The organism is Lactiplantibacillus dongliensis (assembly GCF_005405105.1).
Lineage (GTDB): Bacteria > Bacillota > Bacilli > Lactobacillales > Lactobacillaceae > Lactiplantibacillus > Lactiplantibacillus dongliensis.
Genome location: NZ_BJDK01000010.1, coordinates 1 through 20,217, shown reverse-complemented (window position 1 = coordinate 20,217; position 20,217 = coordinate 1). Strand labels below are relative to the sequence as shown.

Genomic DNA, 20,217 nt, shown 5'->3' with positions numbered 1-20,217 from the left:
ATTACTGAAAAATCGGTAATCTTAACTAGTGTGTAGTCAGACTGAATGGACTTGAGGAGCTGCTGATGGAAATTGAAAAAAATTATCGTATTAATTCGCTATTTGAATTCTACGAGCCCTTATTAACGAATAAACAAAAATCGTATATCCAGCTCTATTACGGTGACGACTATTCCTTAGGCGAAATTGCTGCGGAATTCTCGGTCTCACGGCAAGCGGTCTATGACAACATTAAACGCACTGAAAAGATTTTAGAAGGGTATGAGACGAAACTACACTTATACCATGCGTTTGTGGAACGTAATCATGAAGTCGATGCGATTTCTGATTACATCAAGCAGCATTACCACGGTGATGCAACGTTAACCAAGATGATTCAACAACTAGTCAACTTAGAAGCTGACTCAGAATAATAATAAAGGTTAGGTGACACTAATGGCATTTGAAGGCCTAACAGAACGTTTACAAAAAGCGATGACCAACCTCCGCCGTAAAGGCAAGGTTTCAGAAAGTGATTTGCGGCAGACCATGCGAGAGATTCGCTTGGCTTTACTTGAAGCCGATGTTAACTTTACGGTCGTCAAAGACTTTGTTAAAACGGTCCGTGACCGGGCACTCGGGGCAAAAGTTCTCGAAGGATTAAATCCGGCCCAACAAATTGTTAAAATTGTCGATGAAGAATTAACGAAAACAATGGGGGAAACGGCGGTACCCCTGAATAAGTCCGCTAAGATTCCAACTATTATCATGATGGCTGGGCTACAAGGGGCCGGGAAAACGACCACGGTCGGTAAGTTAGCCTTAAAGCTTAAGAATGAACAAAATGCGCGGCCATTAATGATTGCGGCCGACATCTATCGGCCGGCTGCGATTCAACAATTGCAACAGGTCGGTGACCAAATCGACGTGCCAGTCTTTCAATTAGGGACCGATGTTGATCCAGTTGAAATCGTCCGGCAAGGGTTAGCAGAAGCCGAAACTAAACATAATGACTACGTCTTCATTGATACGGCTGGTCGGTTACAGATTGACGAACAGTTAATGGATGAATTAGCCAATATTAAGGCCTTAGCGCATCCGGATGAAATCTTGCTGGTCATTGATGCCATGACTGGGCAAAATGCGGTCAACACCGCGCAAGGCTTTGATGACAAGCTAGATATCACCGGGGTTGTCTTAACGAAGTTAGATGGCGATACCCGTGGTGGGGCCGCGTTGTCAATTCGAGCAGTGACCGGAAAACCAATCAAGTTCATCGGGCAAGGTGAAAAGATGACTGATTTGGATGTCTTCCATCCAAATCGGATGTCTAACCGAATCTTGGGCATGGGTGACATGCTGACCTTGATTGAAAAGGCGCAACAGCAGTTCGATGAAAAAGAAGCCGAAAAAATGAATCTCAAGATTCAGGAAAACAGCTTTGATTTCAATGACTTTATTGCCCAATTGGACCAAGTCGACAAGATGGGGAACATGGAAGATATCATGAAGATGATCCCCGGGATGGCGAATAATCCCGCGATGAAGAATATGAACATGGATCCAAAAGATATGGCACATGTCCGGGCCATCATTTATTCGATGACTGAACAAGAGCGAACTGATCCTGATGTGTTAAATCCCTCACGGCGGCGGCGAATCTCAGCGGGTTCTGGTCGACCAATTCATGAAGTGAACCGGATGATTAAGCAGTTCAATCAGACTAAAAAGATGATGAATCAAATGTCCAAAGGTAACTTTGCGGGCATGGAAGGTCTGATGGGCGGCGCTGGTGGCGGTAAAGGTATCGGCGGCAAGATGCAGCAGATGGCGATGAACCGGATGGTGCGACAAACGAAGAAACAAAAAAAGAAGCGTTTAGCCAAGGCAATGCGCCGTCGCAAGCGTTAAGCTGAAACAATTTTTAGCCTGTCAAGAAAAAAACCTTTACAAGCTATTGATTTACTGGTATATTATTATCTGTTAAAGAATTCGGGAGGTGTTTAAATGTCAGTCAAGATTCGTCTAAAGCGGATGGGTTCTAAGAAAAATCCATTTTACCGGATTGTCGTTGCAGACTCACGGTCACCACGTGATGGTCGTTTTATCGCCCAAGTCGGCACATACAACCCACTTACAGAACCAGCCCAAGTCAAACTTGAAGAGGAAGATATCCTCGGTTGGTTGAACAATGGTGCTCAACCTTCAGATACGGTTAAGAATATTTTATCCAAAGCCGGTATCATGAAGAAGTATCATGAAGCTAAGTTCACTAAATAATAAAGCGGTAATAGATCATGGCAGATATTAAAGCTTTAATCACCACGGTCGTAACGCCCCTCGTTCAATATCCGAACGATATTGCGGTTAGTTTCAAAGAAACCAATCGTTACTTGGAATATAACTTAACGGTTAATCCCGAGGATATCGGCCGGGTCATTGGTCGCCAGGGACGGGTTGCTTCAGCAATTCGTACGATCGTGTATAGTGTCCGGGTTTCAGGACCTAAACGAGTTCGTCTTACGATCGAAGATGGACAGAAAAAAAACTCTTGAGCGAAGCAGCAATGTTTTGTTCAGGAGCTTTTTTATTACAATCATACTAGGAGGCCAGTATATGGATTATTATCGAGTCGGAACATTAGTGAATACACACGGCATTCGTGGTGAAGTCAAAGTCGTTGTGATTACTGATTTCCCAGAAAAACGCTTCGCCAAAGGGCAACAACTCTTTTTATTTAAGGACGCGGATGCCACGACTGGTAGTGTTAAAGTGACAGTTGACAAATCACGGACACAAAAAGGGCTCTTTTTCCTGACATTTAAAGGGTTAGACAATATAAACGACGTTGAAAAATATAAAGGTTGGACCATTAAGATTGCCGCGGAAACGTTGCACGACTTACCAGCCGGCGAATATTATTATCACCAAATCATCGGCTTAACGGTAGTGACGACGGACGGTGAGACTCTGGGTAAGATCAAAGAAATCTTGTCACCCGGCGCTAACGATGTCTGGGTCGTCCAACGTGACCACGGGCAAAGTGATGTGTTATTACCAAAGATTCCTCAAGTGATTAAAACCGTTGATTTGGACGCAGGAACGGTCACGGTGGAATTGATGGAAGGATTGATCGACTAATGCGGATCGATATTTTAAGCTTATTTCCACAGATGTTCGATGGGCCGTTGCATGCATCGATGATCGGCAATGCCATTGAAAATAAGGTCATTGATGTCGGGGTCACGAACTTTCGCGACTATACAACGGATAAGCACAACCATGTCGATGATTATCCATATGGCGGTGGCGCTGGCATGCTACTCCAACCCCAACCGATCTTTGACGCTTTAGCCGATGTGCAGGAAAAGCATCCGGCAAAGGGGCGCGTTATCTTGTTAGATCCAGCTGGCGTTCAGTTTAACCAAAGCGTCGCGGAAGATTTCGCCAAAGAAGACCACCTAACCTTTATCTGTGGTCACTATGAAGGCTATGATGAACGGATTCGGTCATTAGTGACGGATGAAGTCTCATTAGGTGACTATGTCTTGACCGGTGGCGAACTGGGCGCGATGGTGATGATTGATGCCACCGTCCGATTGATTCCAGGGGTCTTGGGCAATGCCGAATCCGCTCCTGGCGACTCATTTTCAAGCGGCTTACTCGAATATCCTCAATATACCCGGCCGGCCGATTTCCGGGGGTTAAAGGTGCCAGATATCTTGTTGAGTGGTGATCACGGTAAAATCGATGACTGGCGACTACAACAAGCTTTGAAGCGAACCTACGAACGTCGCCCTGATATGTTAGCCGACCTAAAGCTTAGCGGTCAGGCTCGCCAACTGTTAGCCGATATTCAAGCTGATGCTGAAGATTTGTAAAGAATCCTTGCACTGGTTTGATGGGTATGTTATTCTGTTTATTGGCTATTACGCCCATTAACGACATTCCGCTGACCAAGTTGTCACGAATATCGGCGAAAGGAAGAAATAAATTATGCGTCAAAATCAATTGATCGAAAAGATCACTAACGACCAACTTCGGACAGATATTCCTGATTTCCGAGCTGGGGATACGGTACGGGTACATGCCCGCGTTGTTGAAGGGACCCGTGAACGGATCCAATTATTCGAAGGTGTCGTTATCAAGCGTCACGGTTCTGGTATCAGCGAAACCTATACTGTTCGTAAGATCAGTAACGGTGTCGGTGTTGAACGGACTTTCCCATTACACACACCACGTGTTGCATCAATCGATGTTGTACGTCAAGGTCGTGTCCGTCGTGCTAAGTTGTACTACTTGCGTGACTTACATGGTAAGGCTGCTCGGATTCCAGAACGCCGTCGTGGCTAAATCCAAGCAAATTAATCATTTATTGGTAGCGTAAGTTAACAATAAAGATGAAATTGAGTCGACTGAGTTTATCAGTTGGCTCTTTTTTTACGCCTAATTAGGCTTCAATCAATGATGGTAGACCAATTGTATGGGTTAGTTAAGGATGCTTAGTAAAGTAGGTTTTAAGCAAGAACTTGCGGTCGGGTACCACTATAATAGGCCCCAAGCGTGGGACAATCGTATTAGGTTCCAGTCGATGAGACGTGTATACTGTGATCAAAGGGGGACTTTAAATTGAAGGAAAAACAAGTTTTTCATATTAATGGGTATATTGGCTTAGTTCTAGCAATCTTGTTCGTGATCGCCGGGGGTTGGTTGATTTGGCAAGGTGGCACCGGGGATAACATGATTAGTATCTTGTTAGGGGCGCTACTAATTATTGTGGCTGCGTTTGGGGCCAGTTCGCTGACCATCATTGGCCCGAACCAAGCGAAAGTGTTAACTTTTTTTGGCCGGTATATTGGGACGATTCGAGACTCGGGGTTATTTATGACAGTGCCGTTGACGAATAAATTTTCGATTTCGTTGCGGGTGCGTAACTTTAACAGTGCCATTCTAAAAGTGAATGACTTACGCGGGAATCCGGTTGAGATTGCGGCGGTCATTGTCTTTAAAGTCGTTGATACAAGTATGGCCTTGTTTGCCGTGGATGACTATGAACAATTCGTCGAAATTCAAAGTGAATCTGCGGTGCGGCACGTGGCTTCTGAATATCCATACGATACTTTCGATGATCAAGAAAAGTTAACGTTGCGGAGTAATCCAACCGAAGTTTCAGATCGGTTAACGCAAGAATTACAAGAACGATTAAATGTCGCCGGTGTGGAAATTGTCGAAACCCGATTGACGCACTTAGCCTACGCCACAGAAATTGCCAGCGCCATGTTACAACGGCAGCAATCATCGGCAATTCTATCTGCCCGTAAGGTGATCGTTGAAGGGGCCGTCTCAATTACTGAAGAAACGATTCAGCGGCTGGAAAAAGATACCGGCATGAAGATTTCGGACGATAAGAAGCTTCAGTTGATGAACAACCTCATGGTGACCATTATATCGGAGCGTGGGACGCAACCGATGATTAATACGTCGAACATCAAGTAAAGCGATTGATAACGTTATTTTGAAGAACTGTCTTGCCATAGTTAGTGGCCAGATGGTTCTTTTTAGTTGTTTACTACAATATTAGCTTATGCTCTAGTCGACAATTAGAGTGGCAAGCAAAGACGCATGGTACTAGCTGACAACAAAAAACGACCACCAATCAATTGGCAGTCGTTCAGTCGGGCTTATAGATTCAAATCAGTTTGATAATTCAGCGGTGAAAAGTCGGTGCTAGCTGTAATTAAATCAGCAATTAACGCGGTCATCTTGGTGAGAGTGAGGGTCGCGGCTTGTTCGTTAGCCGCTGTTAATAATGTCGTTAAGTCGGCGGCGGTTTGTTTAGCCTGAGCATCGGTCGTTATCACGTGATGGCCTAATGCAATCATCAAGTCTTTTTGCACCGTTTGCAGCTGTGTGTGCAAGTCATGGTAGTGGGCATCGACTAGAATCCCCGCCTGCTTGAAGATCCAGTAGGCTGATGTTGGGTCATAAGTTTCAGTCGCCACTTGATAGGCTGCTGGCGTCGTGTCGGCACCGGCATAGAATGGGACGTAGACGCTTTCAGCGGCTACCCCCATGGCTAACCAATGGATCCCGCTTAACGCAACCGGCATATCTGGCCGAATTTGGAGCACATGAGACTCTTGGGTCTTAGCGAGACTAATTGGCCGGTAACGATGTTTATCGGCGTCAGAGCCACCGCCAACGGGGTCAAACGGCGTGCCCTCATAATGAGAAGCTAAATAATGTTGGGCTTCGTCAATATGGATCAAACGATTAGCGCGCCGAATGAAAGGTAAGTCAAAGGATTCTGGATCTTGCTCAACTTCCGGATTGAAGTATCGTTGCCCATCCCAGACACGTGGTGTGTTGTAATGTTGATCGGATAAGTCGCGAGTTCCGAAAGCTTCTCGGAAGTTAAAACCGTTAGCGCTGGTGGCTAGATCGTTATCGACGACGAAATCACGAATGTTTTTTGCAAATAAATAGTTTTCATGATCGGATAAGTCGATTTCTTGAATGGCGAGTTGGTTAGCAACCACCGCGTACCCGTCATCGGGAATCCGTTCAGCGACCCAATAATGCCCAGCACCGGTTTCCATGTACCAGACTTCTTCAGCATCGCTGAATAAAATTCCGTTAGTTTCGTAAGTGCCGTGGGCTTCGATAATTTGGCCTAACCGTTGTACGCCTTCGCGGGCGGAGTGAATGTACGGTAAGGTTACGGTAACCATCGCTTCTTCGCCGATACCGTCTTTGACGTAGGGGTCAGCGGCTAACACGCGGGGATTGCAGTAGGCGCTTTCCGTGGCACTCATGGCGACACCATATTCGTTGATGCCATCTTCTTCAAAAAGCCCGTATTTCGGCGTCCATTCAGGCGTTGCCGTATATTTGGCCCGAATCGTCGGTAAGGTCATGGTAAAGGGATGATCAGCATCTTGTGAGGTAAAGGTTTGGGGTTGATCGAATTCATGATGGGCGTGGACCACAAACTTTTTAGCCCAGGCTGACCGTGAATCTTCATTGCGGCCAATCATGGTTGAACCATCGGCCGTGGCATTTTTACCGATTAAAATACTTGTACAAGCTGAGTAGGGATTAAACTGATGCGTCAGCATAAAGTGCCTTCTTTCTGTTAACTAACATGATAACTTTTATAAACTAATTTTATCATTTAACCGGTAAAAAAGGGATTTTTCGCTTATAATAAATACGCTTGGTGTTAGGAGCAGGAAGTTGCTACTCGGGTTGGATTGGCTTTCAAGCCGGTGCAATCTAAACCAGTCGGCGGCAATTTTAACCAGCATTAAGCGTCATAAATGTAATTAAACATAATGGAAAGCAGGTTGGACAGATGGCACACATTTCTAATCCGCGGTGGGCCTTTTTATGGCAATTGGTCGTGATGGTCGCCTCAGCGGTAGTTTCAGCGTTTGCATTAAATGAGTTTCTAATTCCCGCTAATACCTTTAGCGGTGGAGTGAATGGGATTGCGCAGATTCTGTATTCGGCAGGGAAGCCATTGGGACTGCACATTAATACGGGTTATTACATATTACTGTTTAACATGCCGATTGCGCTACTGGGTTGGTTTAAGCTGGGACATAAATTCACCATTATGAGTTTTGCGACCGCCTTTTTAACGTCCGCGGCAGCGGTGTTACTGCCAGTCGTGAATATTGCGCATAATCCTTTATTAGGGGCCTTATTTGGCGGTATCTTAACTGGGATCGGTATTGGGATTACGATGCGGTATGGCTTTTCCACGGGTGGTTTTGATATTATCATCTTAGTTTTAGAACGGGTGACGGGGCGAACGGTCGGCAGTCTGATGTTTATTATTAACTTCATCATTATTTTAATGTCGGGGGTCGTCTTCAGTTGGGAAAACGCCTTATTCACGATTATTTCGATTTATGCGGCCACGCGGTTAGTCGATTTAATTCATACGCGGCATCAGAAGCTGACAGCGTTGATTGTGACGCATGATGCTAAGCCAGTGGCGACTGCGATTCAGCAGGCCATTTTGCGTGGCGTGACGGTCATGCCATCGCAAGGGGCGTATTCCGGGCAACCGAATGCGACCTTGATGGTGGTCCTCAATCGCTATGAGCTCTATGCCCTGCAAGAAGCCGTTAACGCGACTGACTCGCAGGCATTTATTAATATTTTGAATACCGTTGATACGACTGGGAAGTTTATGAGTGAACGGGAGCAAACTGAGCAGCGACAACAGTTAAAAAACTGATTCGTTGATTTGGTTGCTGAAACGTAAAGATTAAGGTATGATTAGATTCTAGAAAGATAATAGAGGAGTGTGACAACGATGCCAATCGTACACATTGATTTAATTGCCGGTCGGTCACAAGACCAACTTAAAGGCCTAGTTAAAGATGTAACGGCCGCTGTTAGCAAGAATACTGGTGCGCCCGCTGAACATATCCATGTCATTTTAAGTGAAATGTAACCAAACCGCTATAGTGTTGGCGGTGTTTTAAAGAGTGACGAAGCTGCTAAATAAGCAGTTTGTCTCAACCGGCCAGTTTAACGGCCGGTTTTTTTGAAAATTGGCATGTTGTTGAAAAAAGTGAGGTTAGATCGTGAACGAACAAATTACGAATGCCGATTTAAATGCAGCCCATCATTTAACCGTCGGCGGTGTGGATACCCTGGACTTGGTCCAAAAGTATCAAACGCCGCTATACGTCTATGATACCGGCGCAATTCGGCAAGAGATTCAAGCATTTAAGCAAGTCTTTGAGGCCAATGATGTGAACTATCAGATTAGCTATGCTAGCAAGGCTTTTGCGGCTGTTGCGATGTATCAGGTGGCTGCGCAAGCCGGGATTCATTGTGATGTTGTTTCGGGTGGTGAGATGTACACGGCCAAGCAAGCGGGCTTTCCCATGGCCAACTTATCCTTTCATGGGAATAATAAGTCATTGACCGAATTAACCGAAGCCTTGGATTACGGCGTCGGTTGTATTATTGTTGATAATTTCTATGAATTGGCCCAATTAACGCAATTAACCACGCAACGGGAACAACTGACCAAGATTATGTTGCGCGTGGCGCCAGGAATCTCAGCGCATACTCATGAGTACATCTCGACGGGGCAAGAAGATTCTAAGTTTGGTTTTGACCTGAATAGTCATCAAGCTGATAAAGCGGTTAAGCAGGCTCAGGCTGCCCCGTACTTAGATTTGATTGGGATTCATTGTCATATTGGTTCGCAAATTTTTGAATTAAATGGGTTTAAGATGATCGTTGATAAGCTGGTGACGTTGTTCGCCCGTTGGCAGACCGAATTAGGCTTTTATCCACAGATCATCAACGTTGGCGGGGGCTTTGGCGTGAAGTATACGTCTGAAGATCAGCCATTATTGCCGACGGAATTTGTCGATGCGATTATCAAAGAGACCATCGCACAAACTAAGGCTAAGCATGTACCAATGCTTGAAATCTGGATTGAACCGGGGCGTTCACTGGTCGCAACGGCGGGGATGACGCTGTATACGTTAGGTGCCAGCAAGGAGATTCCGGGGATTCGAAAGTATCTGGCGGTTGATGGTGGAATGGGCGATAATATTCGGCCAGCACTCTATGAAGCTAAGTATGAAGCGGTTTTGGCGAAAGATCCTACTTTACCGAGTGAGCAAGTTGCCTCGATTGCGGGTAAGTATTGTGAATCCGGTGATATGTTAATCTGGGATCAAAAATTGCCTGCTACTAAGCCCGGTGATGTTTTAGCCGTGCTAGATACGGGGGCTTACGGGTATTCAATGGCCAGCAACTATAACCGTAATCCGCGGCCAGCGGTGGTCTTTTGTGAAAATGGGCATAGCCAATTAGTCGTACAGCGCGAAACTTACGCCGACTTAACGCGCTTAGATATTCCGTTAGCCACACCGGAAGATGTTAAATAGTGATGGAAACGATTTGCCAGCTAAACTGGTGAATCGTTTTTTTTAGTAAAAAACGCCCAGTCAATGGTTGTAAAACCAATTAACTGAGCGTTACGCTTAATTAGATTTTTTGTTCAATATCATGGACAGTGACTTTCAAGACTTCCCGAATCCAAGGAAACTTGGCTTGCATCGTGTCAAAGGCTGCCCCACTGGCGATAAATTCGCCAGTTCCGTGAACGTGGAAGCCGGCGCCGGGGCCAACGGTGCCTTCGACGGCTTTGCTGCCCATTGTCAAAGTCACCGTGTTATCCGTCTTAAAGTCGGCTTCAATACTGTGCATGCCAGCGGCCGGGATTAATAAGTAGTTGTCATCCGCGTGAACGTCGACGTATGACATCCAAGTATTGACCACGCTGGCTGGGTGGGCGTTAATCGTCACGATGGTTACTGGACCTTCGTGCTGCATCACATCTAAAAACTTTGCATCCATGATAAATCACCTGAGTTTCATTATTTTGGTGCTGATAACGGTCGGCACTAACCAGATTGATAAATTATAGTTATATTTTTTGAACTATTATTTAACTATCAACAATTACTTAGTTTACACTTTTTGGAGTTAAAAAGACAATCAATGGTCTTGTTAGCCTAAAATAATGGCGTCACATGATATAATATTATTAATCACGAAAAATTAAATCTAATTGAGAAGGGTTAGAAAATGGTTGATCAAAATGCACCAATTGGGGTTTTTGATTCAGGTGTGGGTGGCATTAGTACATTACGCACGCTAGCACGAGTTTTGCCGAACGAGGACTTTATTTTTTATGGCGATTCTGCCAATGCACCCTATGGGGAGAAATCAGCGACAACGGTGTGTCATTTGGCCAGCCACGTCATTGAACAATTACAGGCTAGGGCCGTCAAAGCAGTGGTCATTGCCTGCAATACGGCGACCAGTGCCGCTAAACCACAATTAATGGCCCAATTCCCAGAGTTACCGATTGTGGGGATTGAACCGGCTTTAAAAGAGGCGGTCGATGCTGGTGAGCAGCATATTTTAGTCATGGGGACGCCCTTAACCTTGAGCTTGCCTAAATATCAAGCGCAGTTAGCCAAGTTTGGCGCGCGGACTAATATTTACTCCTTGCCTTGTCCTGGTCTAGCTGATCGCATTGAGTTAGGATCAGCTGGGTTACCACAGATTAAAAGTTTGTTGGCGGATTTAATGGCGCCGATGCTGGAACATCCGATTGATGCGGTCGTACTTGGCTGCACCCACTATCCATTTATTCAGGAATTGATTACTAGCAAGATTCCACGTCCAGTGCGTGTTTATACGGGGTATGACGGTATTGCGCGGCAATTGACGGCGCAATTAACGCAGCGTCAACTTTTGCGGCCTACTAGTGAGGCACCTCGGACGATTGAATTCATGAGTAGTCGGAATACGCCGGCGGAATTGGCGTTGTATCAAGATTTATTTGATCATGGGATTGACTGAAATATGAGCCGAGATTGTCGTGCCATCATAATGCGACAGTCTTTTTTTGGTTCTGTAAAGACTTAATTTCAGGTATAATAAACGCATTAGACGGAATTAGGGAGAATTTTAGTGAAAATAATCAAGCGTAGTTTAAGTTGGATTTTGCCGATTGTGATTGGATTAGGGCTAGGGATGCTGGTCCGTCAATTCTGGTTTACTATGGTACGAGTCGATGGAAGGTCGATGCAACCGAACTTGCAAAATAACGAACGGGTAGTGGCATTTAAGACTGGGCAGATTAAGGCCGGCTCTGTAGTCGTTTTTGATGCCCACGGGGTGAGTCCGGATGCCACGACACCGAACACCGTTTACGTCAAACGAGTGATTGGAATGCCTGGCGACACGGTCACCTATACGAAAACTGGCCAATTATATGTTAATCATCGGTTGATCAAGCAGACTTACCTCAAGAGTAGTTTCCAGCAGACAACCGGGACATACATGGCCAATTCGCATGGTCAAGTGACAGGGTGGACCCTAACGAGTTTGGCGCATGATCAGCCCGACTGGCAGTTATCGGCTAAGCCAAAAAACAATCGGGTTCCCAAAGGACATTACTTTGTGATGGGTGATCATCGTAGCGTGTCTAGTGATGGCCGCTATTGGGGATTTGTTCCCCAGCGTAAGATGATTGGGGTCGTGAAAGCCTGGCCATGGCAAAACCGGCGCCAAGCGATTAATGCGTATCAACCATAAGCTTCAGGACTTCGAATGAGTGCATTCGAGGTCCTTTTTTAGTTTGGACACTTAACATTGGTTCTGATTGTTCTTAACCATCCATGATAATGGGTAGCCGTTATACTTAAAGTTAGACAAAAACGCTTAAGCTGTTTATTGAAGTTGTCGGCGGCCCCGCCTAAACTACGATATTGAACATCGCATCTAGTTAAGACGAGGAGGGGTTGCAATGTTTAAAAGTGAATGGCAGCATTTATGGCATGATCATGGGATGATGATCGTGCTGGTCGCGATTGCGTTAATTCCAGCACTTTATTGCTGGTTGTATCTATCATCAATGTGGAACACATATGGTAAATTAGCAGATATTCCGGTGGCACTAGTTAATCATGATCAACGTCAGCGTGATCATGGTTATGAGCTAGCAATCGGGCGACAATTGGTTAAGAATCTCAAGCAATCCGATGCACTCGATTATCATGAAGTTAGCCGCCAAACGGCTGAACGGGGCTTGAAAACGGGTCGTTACTATATGATTGTTACGATTCCGCGTGATTTTTCAGCGCATGCAACCACCCTGTTAAGTGCGCATCCGCAACAGTTAACGATTGATTATCGGATTAGCTCCGGCCGTAATTTTATTGTGTCAAAAATGACGACTGGGGCGGCCGCTAAGATTGAATCCAAAGTGGCAGCGCAAGTGACCAAGCTTTACACACAGCAATTATTGACGATTTTAGCCGGCGTCAAGCATGGGTTGCAGACTGCTAGTGCTGGTGATACCCAGCTTGCTAAAGGTGCCGGTCAGTTACAAACAGGTGAACAGCAAACGCTGGTTGGCGAACAGCAGCTATCGGATGGCTTGTCACAGTTAGATAACCATGCAGCGGCTAATTTAGGTATGCGGCCGTTCAGTCAAGGACTAGGTCAATTGGCTAGTGGGGCGGTCAAACTGCAGACCGGTACACAATTTGGCCTTCAAGGGGCGAGCCGGTTGCAACTAGGTAGTCAGACTGCGGCCGCTAAGTTAGCGGCAAGTGGTCAACGGTTAAACGCGGTCCAAACACGGACGCAAAATGCGACTGTCATTGCCAATCCAGTCCAGACTAAATTGACGGATGAAGCGCCCGTTCCCAATAATGGTACGGGCATGGCACCATTTGCGATTGCCATTGGTTTATTTGTTGGTGGGATTGCGGTTGGGACGATGTTTGATGCGGTTACGCCCTATCGGCGACCCCGTAGTAGTGTGACTTGGTGGAGCAGTAAGTGTTCAGTGGTTGGGCTTGTTAGTGGCTTGCAAGCTGGGTTGCTATACGGTGTGTTGCGTGGGGGCATCGGGCTGAAAGTTCAATCTAATGGTGACTTATTCAGCTTGTTGTTATTAGGCAGTTTGATGTTTCTAACGATTATTTTTGGTTTGCAAATTTGGTTAGGTGGTTTTGGGACCTGGTTGGTGACGATTATTTTAGTCTTACAATTGTCGGCGTCGGCTGGTTTATATCCAGTCCAATTGACGAGCAGTTTTGCCAGTCGCTTAACGCCGTATTTGCCGATGACCTATTTGATTGATGGCTTGCGGCACGCGATTTCATTAGGCGGTGGCATTGGAACTGATCTCATCGTTATGGCTAGCATATTAGTAGTGGTTAATTTATTGATTATCTTTAAGTTTTATTTAAAGATTCATCAACGGCAATTTGATGATTGGGAGGTTGTGGAAGATGCTGAATCAGACAAATGATCGTACGCTTAAGACAAAACGGCGGTTGCAACAAGCATTGATAGCGCAATTACAGCAGCAGACTTTTCAACAGGTAACGGTTGGGGATATCTTAACGACGGCCCAGGTTGCTCGGGGGACCTTTTATCGGTATTATCTGGATAAATTTGACTTACTAGCGGCGTGTGAAGATCAACTGATTCAGACGTTAACAATGATTTTTGGTCAGTTCTCCAAGCCAGAGTTAACGGCTTTATCGGCGGATGAACAAGATAATGCGTTTTACGCAATGCTAGTTTATTTGGCAGCCCAGCGTGCCACTGTGACGAGTCTCATGCAGTGTCCGGACTCAGCTTTGTTGCCTAAAATCCATGATGTGATTGCGACTTTAGTGGTGAGGGATACGGCTGAACAGACAACTGTCGTGGCGCCAGATCAATTAATTACTGGAACGTTGGCACGAGAGTTGATTATCCAAAATGTCATGACGATTTTAAGCTACTGGTTGCAGCAAGCGGAACCAGTGGATGTCGTAACGGCCTATCGGGTATTTCTACGTAGTCGTAGCTTGTCCCCGCAGGATTTAGCGACCATCGTGGCTTGGCAACAACCGGGCCAGTAACGCACCATGGCAAAAATAAGGCTTTCTGGGCCACTGATTTCAGCGACGACTACCGCTGCTAATCGGATGAAGATAAAGCGTGCCCAGCATTGGCTCAGCTTGAATCTAGGATTGTATGTGCTAATTGCGGGGATTGAGTTGCTGGTTGGTTGGCAAACACATGCAGCAGTGTTACTTGCCGATGGTGAAAATAATGTGACGGGTAGTTTTGCGACAATCCTGTTATTAGTTGGTTTGCACTTTGCCGCCAAACCGAGCGATGCCTATCATGTGGAAGGACACTGGCAATTTGAATCGTTAGCGGTCTTTTTATCGGGATTGTCAATGGTACTGGTCGGGCTTAATTGTATCTGGTTAGCCTTGCGTCAGACTTGGTCAGTCTGGCAACTGGGTCGTGGCACGTTGAGTGGGATAGTGTTGTATCCAGCTGGGGCTTCTGCGGTGATCTTATTAGTTGAAGCGGGTTTGAATCATTGGCAAGGACAACGTTTTTCAGATTCAGCGTTGCTGGCCTCGGCGCAGGATTACTTTAGCGATGCGGTGACGTCTGGGGTGACGGTGCTGGCGTTGTGTCTGACCATGGTGACACACTGGCCGCTTATCGATACATTAAGCGCGGTGGGGTTGGGTAGTTATATTTGTTGGACTGGTGGACAGATTTTAAGTCGCAGCGCGGCTAAGTTGTCAAATGGCTTTGATCCTGAGAGACAAGTTGGCATTGCGGCACTAATCTTAACAGTGCCGGGCGTTCAGGGGATTAAGGCCGTTCATGGGCGTTATGTTGGCGATAGTATTGTTTTGGAACTCGCAATTCAAGTCGCACCACAGTTAACTGTTACAGATACGGTTCGGCTGCGGCAACAGTTGTGTCAGCGATTGGCTAGTCAGGAAAGTTTATTGTATTGTTGGATTGAATTTTGGCCAAGCTAAATGGTCATGGCGTCAACCGAAAGTGTTAATAAAACTTAGCAGTTATTAACGCTCGGTTGGCGTAAAATACATAGATGTTAGTTAATATTTGGGTGCTTCAAATAGTTAATTGCCACTAGCAAGTTGCTGAACTGACAGTTATCTTAATTTTAAGACTAGCAATCGGTTTATAATCAGACTATATTATAATTAAACTTAAAGTGATGGGGTGTGAGCCAATGAAAAAGCATAAATGGACACGATTAATCATGTGCTATCATGTTATCGTGACAATCTTGACATTGTGGTCAGTAGTCAATGTGATTTTACTGACGTTTCATTGGGGCGATTGGCAGCTTGAAAAGCACATTGCGGATGCCCTATTAGGTGTTTTCGCGGTTGACTATGTGAGTCGTTTTGTCACAACACCTGATCGGAAGACGTTTTTAATTCATTCCGCCTTTGATTTGTTAGGGATTATCCCGATGCATCCAGTATTTGCATTGTTTCGGTTAGGACGCTTGGCGCGGTTGATCCGCTACCATCATCTCTTCTATCGACTCGGTTGGGATGGCAAGTGGACGCATGATTTTCATCGTTTTATTTATAGCACCGGGTTTATCTATTTATTCTCGATCAGTATTGCGATTATTGTCCTGAGTGCCTTATTGTTTTCCGTCTTCGAGCATCAGAGCTTATCAGACTCGCTCTGGTGGGCGATTACAACGGCGACAACGGTCGGTTATGGTGATGATACGCCGCATACCCCGGTTGGCAAAGTGATCGCCGTAGGGTTAATGTTCGGTGGGATTGGGTTTATCGGGTTGTTAACGAGTACGATTACGGATTTCTTTACCACCGATACGCAACAAGCGGAGCAAGCCGAAGTCACCGTAACCTCAACTGAGGTGAACTTATTACTGACAAAAATCGACCAGTTAACCACTAAGGTTGATCAATTGCAGGCGGACTTGGACCGATTAAAACATAAGCATTAGAGGGTGGCCTGATTCAGTCAGCCATCTTTTTTGTATTCGGCAGGTTAACAAATGAAAAACTTTCCTTTTCATTTAGCAAGTAATGCGGTAAATTTGAGATTAATTCAGGTTGGTGACGCTGTGAATGGAGGGGCTAGTATGAAAAATCATTGGTTATTGGCGGTTATTACCAGTGGCTTGTTATTATTGGGGACTAGTGGAACGGTGATGGCTGCCGGCTTGGCGGGGCCAGTGAGAACCACCGTGACGCAATCGTCCTTGGAAATTGACGACAGTCGGGTACGACCACTGCCACAGACGAAACAAGCTCGACTACTGAAAGTCAATTTGACTGGTGCCGCGATTGTGACTGCTAGTGGTGGCATTGGCCTCGCTTGTTGGTATCGCGCACATCGATACCATGCCTAAACAAAGGCTGTTTTTTAACGACAAAAAATAGGGTTCAGAAATTCGTTTAAAATTTCTGGACCCTATTTGAATGCGGTTATTCAGCCATACCAAAATAATGTGTTAAGTAACGGGCCACCCCGTTTTGATCATTATCATAAGTGGTGACATCGTCTGCAATTGATTTAATGGCGTCGGTGCCGTTAGTCATGGCGACGCCCAGACCGGCGTATTGCAACATTTCTAAGTCATTATGTTCATCGCCAAACGCAATCACGTTTTGCCGATTGATGTGGAAATAGTCAGCTAAGTAGGCCACCCCTTTAGCCTTGTGTACACCCTTTGAGGTGACTTCTAAGATGGCATCGGGTCCGCCCCAAACACCAACATCCACGACTTCACCGAAATGGTCATTAATCCAGTCAACAATGGCGGAACGCCGGTCGAGTTGGACTAATAAGACGAGCGAATTGGGATTACGTGTTAAGGTTTCGGGAGTTAGTCGCGGACTATCCGCGATTTCTGGAAAGAACTTGCCCGCGACAATATCTTGCCCCGCGGTCATGGTGCTGGTCTTGTTCTCGGCAATGATCTGGTTGATGCCCAATTGTTCACGATATTTGACCAAGGCTAAAACGACCGCTTTATTTAACGTAAACTGATATTCAGACGCCCAGCTTTGGTGTGGGAGGTGACCAAGCGACCCATTAAAGTTGATCATCGGGCTGGTTAAGTGCAAGTCATCATAAATATGTTGTGAGCCTTGGTACGACCGGCCAGTGATGATACTGACGATGTGGCCTGCCGCTTGCAGGCGCTGCATTGTTTGGATAGTGGCCGAATTAAGTTGAGAGGCGGCGTTTAAAGTCGTCCCGTCTAAATCTAACGCAATTAATTTTCTTTCCATTCCAAAAGTCACCTCAATTATCCAGATTAGCTTAGTCATTACAATTTAGCATATTTTCTGAAAAAAGGCGAATCATAACGTGTCAGGCGGTGGGAAAAGTATGGTAACCTAGTTAAGGAATGATTTTCGAGGAGGAAAAAATGTGCAGTTACCAGCAGAGTTTATTACAAAATATCAAGCCTTATTAGGTGATCAAGCGGCCGCTTTTTTGGCGGCGTTTGATGAACCCGTTGAAAAAGGGTTTCGGGTCAATCCAAACAAGCCCGTGACATCCGCAATGCAAGCAAAGATGACTGATCCCATTGCCTATAGCAAGATTGGGTATTATGGCAAAGTGAACGGCAATGCGCTCGAACATTTAGCCGGGGCCGTCTATAGTCAGGAACCGAGTGCCATGACCGTTGGCGAAGTCGCTCGGCCGGAACTAAACGAACGCGTCTTAGACTTATGCGCCGCGCCCGGTGGTAAGACGACTCATTTGCTAAGCTATTTAAAGCAAACTGGATTACTTGTGACTAACGAGATTAATCCGAAACGGGTGACCGCTTTAGGCGATAATGTCGAACGTTATGGTGCCCGAAATGCGGTGATTACGAATGAGACGCCCGCACACCTAGCCAAGGCCTTTCCGCATTTCTTTGACCGAATCTTAGTAGATGCGCCGTGTTCGGGTGAAGGGATGTTCCGTAAAGACCCGGATGCAATGCAATATTGGAATGTGGATTATCCCGCGGAATGTGCGGCCCGACAACGAGAAATCTTAACGGAAACGGTTAAAATGATGCGGCCCGGGGGTCATCTGATCTATTCAACGTGTACGTTTGCGCCTGAAGAAGATGAACAGATGATAGCCTGGTTGCTTAAAACGTATCCGGACTTTGAGTTAGAACCGATTGAAAAAGTTGCTGGAATGGTCGATGCTAAGCCGGAGTGGGCAGATGGCAACCCAGAATTGAAAAAGGCGGCGCGATTATTCCCACATTTGATGCGGGGCGAGGGACATTTTATTGCGAAGTTAGTCTATCGTGGCGCGGATAAAGTCAAAGACTTACGGACTGTTCGTGATAGCTTGAAGCCCAGCGAGCGCCAGTTATGGACGCAAGCGCAGCAACAATTGAATGTGCCAGAGTTACCTAACTTAGCCTTACAAGTGCATGGTGACCAATTATACGGGGTCCCCGAAATGATGCCGGTAACGCGCCGGTTAAAAGTCTTTCGACCAGGGATTCAGCTGGGAACGTTCAAAAAGAAACGTTTCGAACCGAGTTATGCGTTAGCGCTTGCTAGCGATGACTTAGCTTTACCGAAAGTTGCGATAACGAGTGCACAATGGCAAAAGTATGTCCATGGTGAGACCTTTGATCTCGACCAAGCCGGTCAAAATGGGTTTACCGTGTTAACTTGTGCGGGTTTACCGGTTGGCTTCGGTAAAGTTGTCAAGCGCACGGTGAAGAACTTCTTTCCCAAGGGGTTGCGCTTCTTAGCCACTGACGATAATACTAGCTTATAATCAAAAAGACTGCGGCCTTAATTCAGGTCGCAGTTTTTTGTCGTTAAATCGTTGTTTGATTCGGCTGTAATGTAGCGCGTCGATAAATGAGTTCTAGGCATGCTGGACAATAAACCACGGCATTATTTTTCAAAAAAGTGTGTACTTCAGTGAGTGATCGAGGTGGAATTTGCATTAAGAAGTAAGCATTATCCCACTTGTGTAAGGTTTTACCACAATTTTGGCAAGTAAACATGGTCGACACCTCCAGTTAACGTTAGTTTAAACTAGTGTTGACCAAAATAGTCTGTGGCACGAATGTTTGGTTAACTAGCTTAGCAACGTGTATGGGTTAAGCATCGATGAAGGTAGCGGCTCGTTTTGAAACACTGAATACTGCCAGCCACTTAAAAATGCGATCAGTCCTTAGTTGGATTGATCGCATTTTTGGCGTTGGTCCTAAATTAAAGAAACCAGTCGCGTAACGTATCAGCCACGGTTTGTTGAAACTTGGTATGCCAGCTTGGATTGTAGGTGTTGATTTCATCATAAAGACTAGCGTTGATTTTCGTCAAAATAGTTGCGAATTGGTCAAGCTCGGTATCAGTTAAGGTATTTAGAAACTCAGGTACTTTGACTGATTCAGTTGCGGCCGTTTGCCGACCCGAATCGGTCAGGCGAATAATGGTCTTACGACGATCAGCCGTGGACTTTTCTTTAGTAACTAGTTGTTTTTTTACGAGTTTGTTGACGAATTCGGCAGTTGATTGTGCGGTTAAGTTAAGGCGGGTCGCTAGTTCTTTTTGGGACTGACCATCTGTCTGTGCCAAGGCCAAGAGAATCTTGCCCTGACCTTGAAACCGTAATTGGTGCTCACCCTTATTTTGGTGACGACGGTGAGTAATCTCATCGGCCGTTTGGCGGACCATGCCAAATTCAATCAGTTTGCCGGCGACGTTTTTTTGTTTACTTAAATTAGGCATCTGAACGCCTCCCTCGTATTATATAAATAATCAATCAATTAACAGCTTAGACGTTGCGTGATATTCTCTAATAGTTCATTGGATTTAG

General features: G+C 45.7%; 23 protein-coding genes. 19 read left to right on the top strand and 4 right to left on the bottom strand.

Annotated elements, in window-relative coordinates:
• Positions 1–65: 65 nt before the first annotated feature.
• The 8 genes from FFM80_RS04970 to FFM80_RS04935 all read left to right on the top strand — a co-directional run bounded on the left by FFM80_RS04970 (position 66) and on the right by FFM80_RS04935 (position 5,475).
• Positions 66–413 carry a putative DNA-binding protein gene (locus FFM80_RS04970; protein WP_137635186.1) on the top strand — a complete coding sequence of 116 codons (348 nt, stop codon included), beginning with the start codon at positions 66–68 and terminating at the stop codon, positions 411–413.
• 22 nt (positions 414–435) lie between these two features.
• Positions 436–1,890, top strand: coding sequence for a signal recognition particle protein (gene ffh, locus FFM80_RS04965; RefSeq protein WP_137639793.1), 1,455 nt, complete (start codon positions 436–438; stop codon positions 1,888–1,890).
• A 96-nt stretch (positions 1,891–1,986) separates the two neighbouring features.
• Positions 1,987–2,259: a 30S ribosomal protein S16 gene (gene rpsP, locus FFM80_RS04960; protein ID WP_003638633.1), complete on the top strand. Its 273-nt coding sequence runs from the start codon at positions 1,987–1,989 to the stop codon at positions 2,257–2,259.
• Between the two features lie 17 nt (positions 2,260–2,276).
• Complete coding sequence (khpA, locus tag FFM80_RS04955) at positions 2,277–2,534, top strand: RNA-binding protein KhpA (protein ID WP_137639792.1); 258 nt, start codon at positions 2,277–2,279, stop codon at positions 2,532–2,534.
• Between the two features lie 61 nt (positions 2,535–2,595).
• Entirely contained in the window at positions 2,596–3,120 is a 525-nt protein-coding gene (gene rimM, locus FFM80_RS04950) for a ribosome maturation factor RimM (RefSeq protein WP_137639791.1), read from the top strand.
• Positions 3,120–3,860 carry a tRNA (guanosine(37)-N1)-methyltransferase TrmD gene (gene trmD, locus FFM80_RS04945; protein WP_137639790.1) on the top strand — a complete coding sequence of 247 codons (741 nt, stop codon included), beginning with the start codon at positions 3,120–3,122 and terminating at the stop codon, positions 3,858–3,860. Before rimM ends, trmD begins: the two co-directional genes overlap by 1 nt.
• A 115-nt stretch (positions 3,861–3,975) precedes the next feature.
• The gene (rplS, locus tag FFM80_RS04940; RefSeq protein WP_137639789.1) at positions 3,976–4,332 is read left to right on the top strand and encodes a 50S ribosomal protein L19; all 357 of its coding nucleotides are present in this window, start codon (positions 3,976–3,978) and stop codon (positions 4,330–4,332) included.
• Between the two features lie 276 nt (positions 4,333–4,608).
• Positions 4,609–5,475, top strand: a complete 867-nt coding sequence (locus FFM80_RS04935; RefSeq protein WP_137635180.1) for an SPFH domain-containing protein — start codon at positions 4,609–4,611, stop codon at positions 5,473–5,475.
• A gap of 185 nt (positions 5,476–5,660) precedes the next feature.
• On the opposite strand, the gene FFM80_RS04930 is transcribed toward FFM80_RS04935, so the two are convergent.
• Complete coding sequence (locus tag FFM80_RS04930) at positions 5,661–7,097, bottom strand: C69 family dipeptidase (RefSeq protein WP_137639788.1); 1,437 nt, start codon at positions 7,095–7,097, stop codon at positions 5,661–5,663.
• Between the two features lie 236 nt (positions 7,098–7,333).
• Here FFM80_RS04930 and FFM80_RS04925 point away from each other — a divergent pair, with 236 nt between their 5' ends.
• The 3 genes from FFM80_RS04925 (at position 7,334) to lysA (ending at position 9,905) form a co-directional block, all read left to right on the top strand.
• The gene (locus FFM80_RS04925; RefSeq protein ID WP_137639787.1) at positions 7,334–8,227 is read left to right on the top strand and encodes a YitT family protein; all 894 of its coding nucleotides are present in this window, start codon (positions 7,334–7,336) and stop codon (positions 8,225–8,227) included.
• 78 nt (positions 8,228–8,305) lie between these two features.
• On the top strand, positions 8,306–8,446 hold the full coding sequence (locus FFM80_RS04920) for a 2-hydroxymuconate tautomerase (protein WP_137639786.1): 141 nt from the start codon (positions 8,306–8,308) through the stop codon (positions 8,444–8,446).
• 133 nt (positions 8,447–8,579) lie between these two features.
• A complete protein-coding gene (lysA, locus tag FFM80_RS04915; RefSeq protein ID WP_137639785.1) occupies positions 8,580–9,905 on the top strand; it encodes a diaminopimelate decarboxylase in 1,326 nt (441 codons plus the stop codon).
• Positions 9,906–10,005: 100 nt separating this feature from the next.
• Here the strand turns inward: lysA and FFM80_RS04910 are convergent, their stop codons facing one another.
• The gene (locus tag FFM80_RS04910) at positions 10,006–10,377 is read right to left on the bottom strand and encodes a pyridoxamine 5'-phosphate oxidase family protein (protein ID WP_137635175.1); all 372 of its coding nucleotides are present in this window, start codon (positions 10,375–10,377) and stop codon (positions 10,006–10,008) included.
• A 231-nt stretch (positions 10,378–10,608) separates the two neighbouring features.
• On the opposite strand from FFM80_RS04910, the gene murI reads away from it, so the two are divergent.
• The 7 genes from murI (at position 10,609) to FFM80_RS04875 (ending at position 16,771) form a co-directional block, all read left to right on the top strand.
• Entirely contained in the window at positions 10,609–11,391 is a 783-nt protein-coding gene (gene murI / locus FFM80_RS04905; RefSeq protein WP_137639784.1) for a glutamate racemase, read from the top strand.
• Positions 11,392–11,502: 111 nt separating this feature from the next.
• Complete coding sequence (gene lepB / locus FFM80_RS04900) at positions 11,503–12,129, top strand: signal peptidase I (protein WP_137639783.1); 627 nt, start codon at positions 11,503–11,505, stop codon at positions 12,127–12,129.
• A gap of 211 nt (positions 12,130–12,340) precedes the next feature.
• Positions 12,341–13,855 (top strand): YhgE/Pip family protein, encoded by a 1,515-nt coding sequence (locus FFM80_RS04895; RefSeq protein WP_137639782.1) that lies wholly within the window; start codon positions 12,341–12,343, stop codon positions 13,853–13,855.
• Positions 13,836–14,456 (top strand): TetR/AcrR family transcriptional regulator, encoded by a 621-nt coding sequence (locus FFM80_RS04890; protein WP_171001040.1) that lies wholly within the window; start codon positions 13,836–13,838, stop codon positions 14,454–14,456. The genes FFM80_RS04895 and FFM80_RS04890 overlap by 20 nt, the downstream gene beginning before the upstream one ends.
• Positions 14,457–14,462: 6 nt before the next feature.
• Positions 14,463–15,386 (top strand): cation diffusion facilitator family transporter, encoded by a 924-nt coding sequence (locus tag FFM80_RS04885; RefSeq protein WP_137639780.1) that lies wholly within the window; start codon positions 14,463–14,465, stop codon positions 15,384–15,386.
• Between the two features lie 218 nt (positions 15,387–15,604).
• Positions 15,605–16,363 carry a potassium channel family protein gene (locus FFM80_RS04880; protein WP_137639779.1) on the top strand — a complete coding sequence of 253 codons (759 nt, stop codon included), beginning with the start codon at positions 15,605–15,607 and terminating at the stop codon, positions 16,361–16,363.
• 138 nt (positions 16,364–16,501) lie between these two features.
• The gene (locus FFM80_RS04875) at positions 16,502–16,771 is read left to right on the top strand and encodes a hypothetical protein (protein ID WP_137639778.1); all 270 of its coding nucleotides are present in this window, start codon (positions 16,502–16,504) and stop codon (positions 16,769–16,771) included.
• A gap of 76 nt (positions 16,772–16,847) precedes the next feature.
• Here FFM80_RS04875 and FFM80_RS04870 read toward each other — a convergent pair whose 3' ends face one another.
• Positions 16,848–17,657 carry a Cof-type HAD-IIB family hydrolase gene (locus FFM80_RS04870; RefSeq protein WP_137639777.1) on the bottom strand — a complete coding sequence of 270 codons (810 nt, stop codon included), beginning with the start codon at positions 17,655–17,657 and terminating at the stop codon, positions 16,848–16,850.
• 142 nt (positions 17,658–17,799) lie between these two features.
• Here FFM80_RS04870 and FFM80_RS04865 point away from each other — a divergent pair, with 142 nt between their 5' ends.
• Entirely contained in the window at positions 17,800–19,167 is a 1,368-nt protein-coding gene (locus FFM80_RS04865) for an RsmF rRNA methyltransferase first C-terminal domain-containing protein (RefSeq protein ID WP_137639776.1), read from the top strand.
• A gap of 443 nt (positions 19,168–19,610) precedes the next feature.
• Here FFM80_RS04865 and FFM80_RS04855 read toward each other — a convergent pair whose 3' ends face one another.
• A complete protein-coding gene (locus FFM80_RS04855; RefSeq protein ID WP_137639774.1) occupies positions 19,611–20,129 on the bottom strand; it encodes a MarR family winged helix-turn-helix transcriptional regulator in 519 nt (172 codons plus the stop codon).
• Positions 20,130–20,217: the final 88 nt, after the last annotated feature.

Bases quoted from the DNA above. Each gene is read 5' to 3' on its own strand.
- FFM80_RS04895 (WP_137639782.1), top strand. From the start codon at position 12,341: ATGTTTAAAAGTGAATGGCAGCATTTATGGCATGATCATGGGATGATG.
- murI (WP_137639784.1), top strand. From the start codon at position 10,609: ATGGTTGATCAAAATGCACCAATTGGGGTTTTTGATTCAGGTGTGGGT.
- ffh (WP_137639793.1), top strand. From the start codon at position 436: ATGGCATTTGAAGGCCTAACAGAACGTTTACAAAAAGCGATGACCAAC.
- trmD (WP_137639790.1), top strand. From the start codon at position 3,120: ATGCGGATCGATATTTTAAGCTTATTTCCACAGATGTTCGATGGGCCG.
- rpsP (WP_003638633.1), top strand. From the start codon at position 1,987: ATGTCAGTCAAGATTCGTCTAAAGCGGATGGGTTCTAAGAAAAATCCA.
- FFM80_RS04890 (WP_171001040.1), top strand. From the start codon at position 13,836: ATGCTGAATCAGACAAATGATCGTACGCTTAAGACAAAACGGCGGTTG.
- FFM80_RS04920 (WP_137639786.1), top strand. From the start codon at position 8,306: ATGCCAATCGTACACATTGATTTAATTGCCGGTCGGTCACAAGACCAA.
- FFM80_RS04875 (WP_137639778.1), top strand. From the start codon at position 16,502: ATGAAAAATCATTGGTTATTGGCGGTTATTACCAGTGGCTTGTTATTA.
- FFM80_RS04970 (WP_137635186.1), top strand. From the start codon at position 66: ATGGAAATTGAAAAAAATTATCGTATTAATTCGCTATTTGAATTCTAC.
- FFM80_RS04870 (WP_137639777.1), bottom strand. From the start codon at position 17,657: ATGGAAAGAAAATTAATTGCGTTAGATTTAGACGGGACGACTTTAAAC.
- khpA (WP_137639792.1), top strand. From the start codon at position 2,277: ATGGCAGATATTAAAGCTTTAATCACCACGGTCGTAACGCCCCTCGTT.
- rplS (WP_137639789.1), top strand. From the start codon at position 3,976: ATGCGTCAAAATCAATTGATCGAAAAGATCACTAACGACCAACTTCGG.
- FFM80_RS04880 (WP_137639779.1), top strand. From the start codon at position 15,605: ATGAAAAAGCATAAATGGACACGATTAATCATGTGCTATCATGTTATC.
- FFM80_RS04885 (WP_137639780.1), top strand. From the start codon at position 14,463: ATGGCAAAAATAAGGCTTTCTGGGCCACTGATTTCAGCGACGACTACC.
- FFM80_RS04925 (WP_137639787.1), top strand. From the start codon at position 7,334: ATGGCACACATTTCTAATCCGCGGTGGGCCTTTTTATGGCAATTGGTC.
- FFM80_RS04855 (WP_137639774.1), bottom strand. From the start codon at position 20,129: ATGCCTAATTTAAGTAAACAAAAAAACGTCGCCGGCAAACTGATTGAA.
- FFM80_RS04910 (WP_137635175.1), bottom strand. From the start codon at position 10,377: ATGGATGCAAAGTTTTTAGATGTGATGCAGCACGAAGGTCCAGTAACC.
- FFM80_RS04930 (WP_137639788.1), bottom strand. From the start codon at position 7,097: ATGCTGACGCATCAGTTTAATCCCTACTCAGCTTGTACAAGTATTTTA.
- rimM (WP_137639791.1), top strand. From the start codon at position 2,596: ATGGATTATTATCGAGTCGGAACATTAGTGAATACACACGGCATTCGT.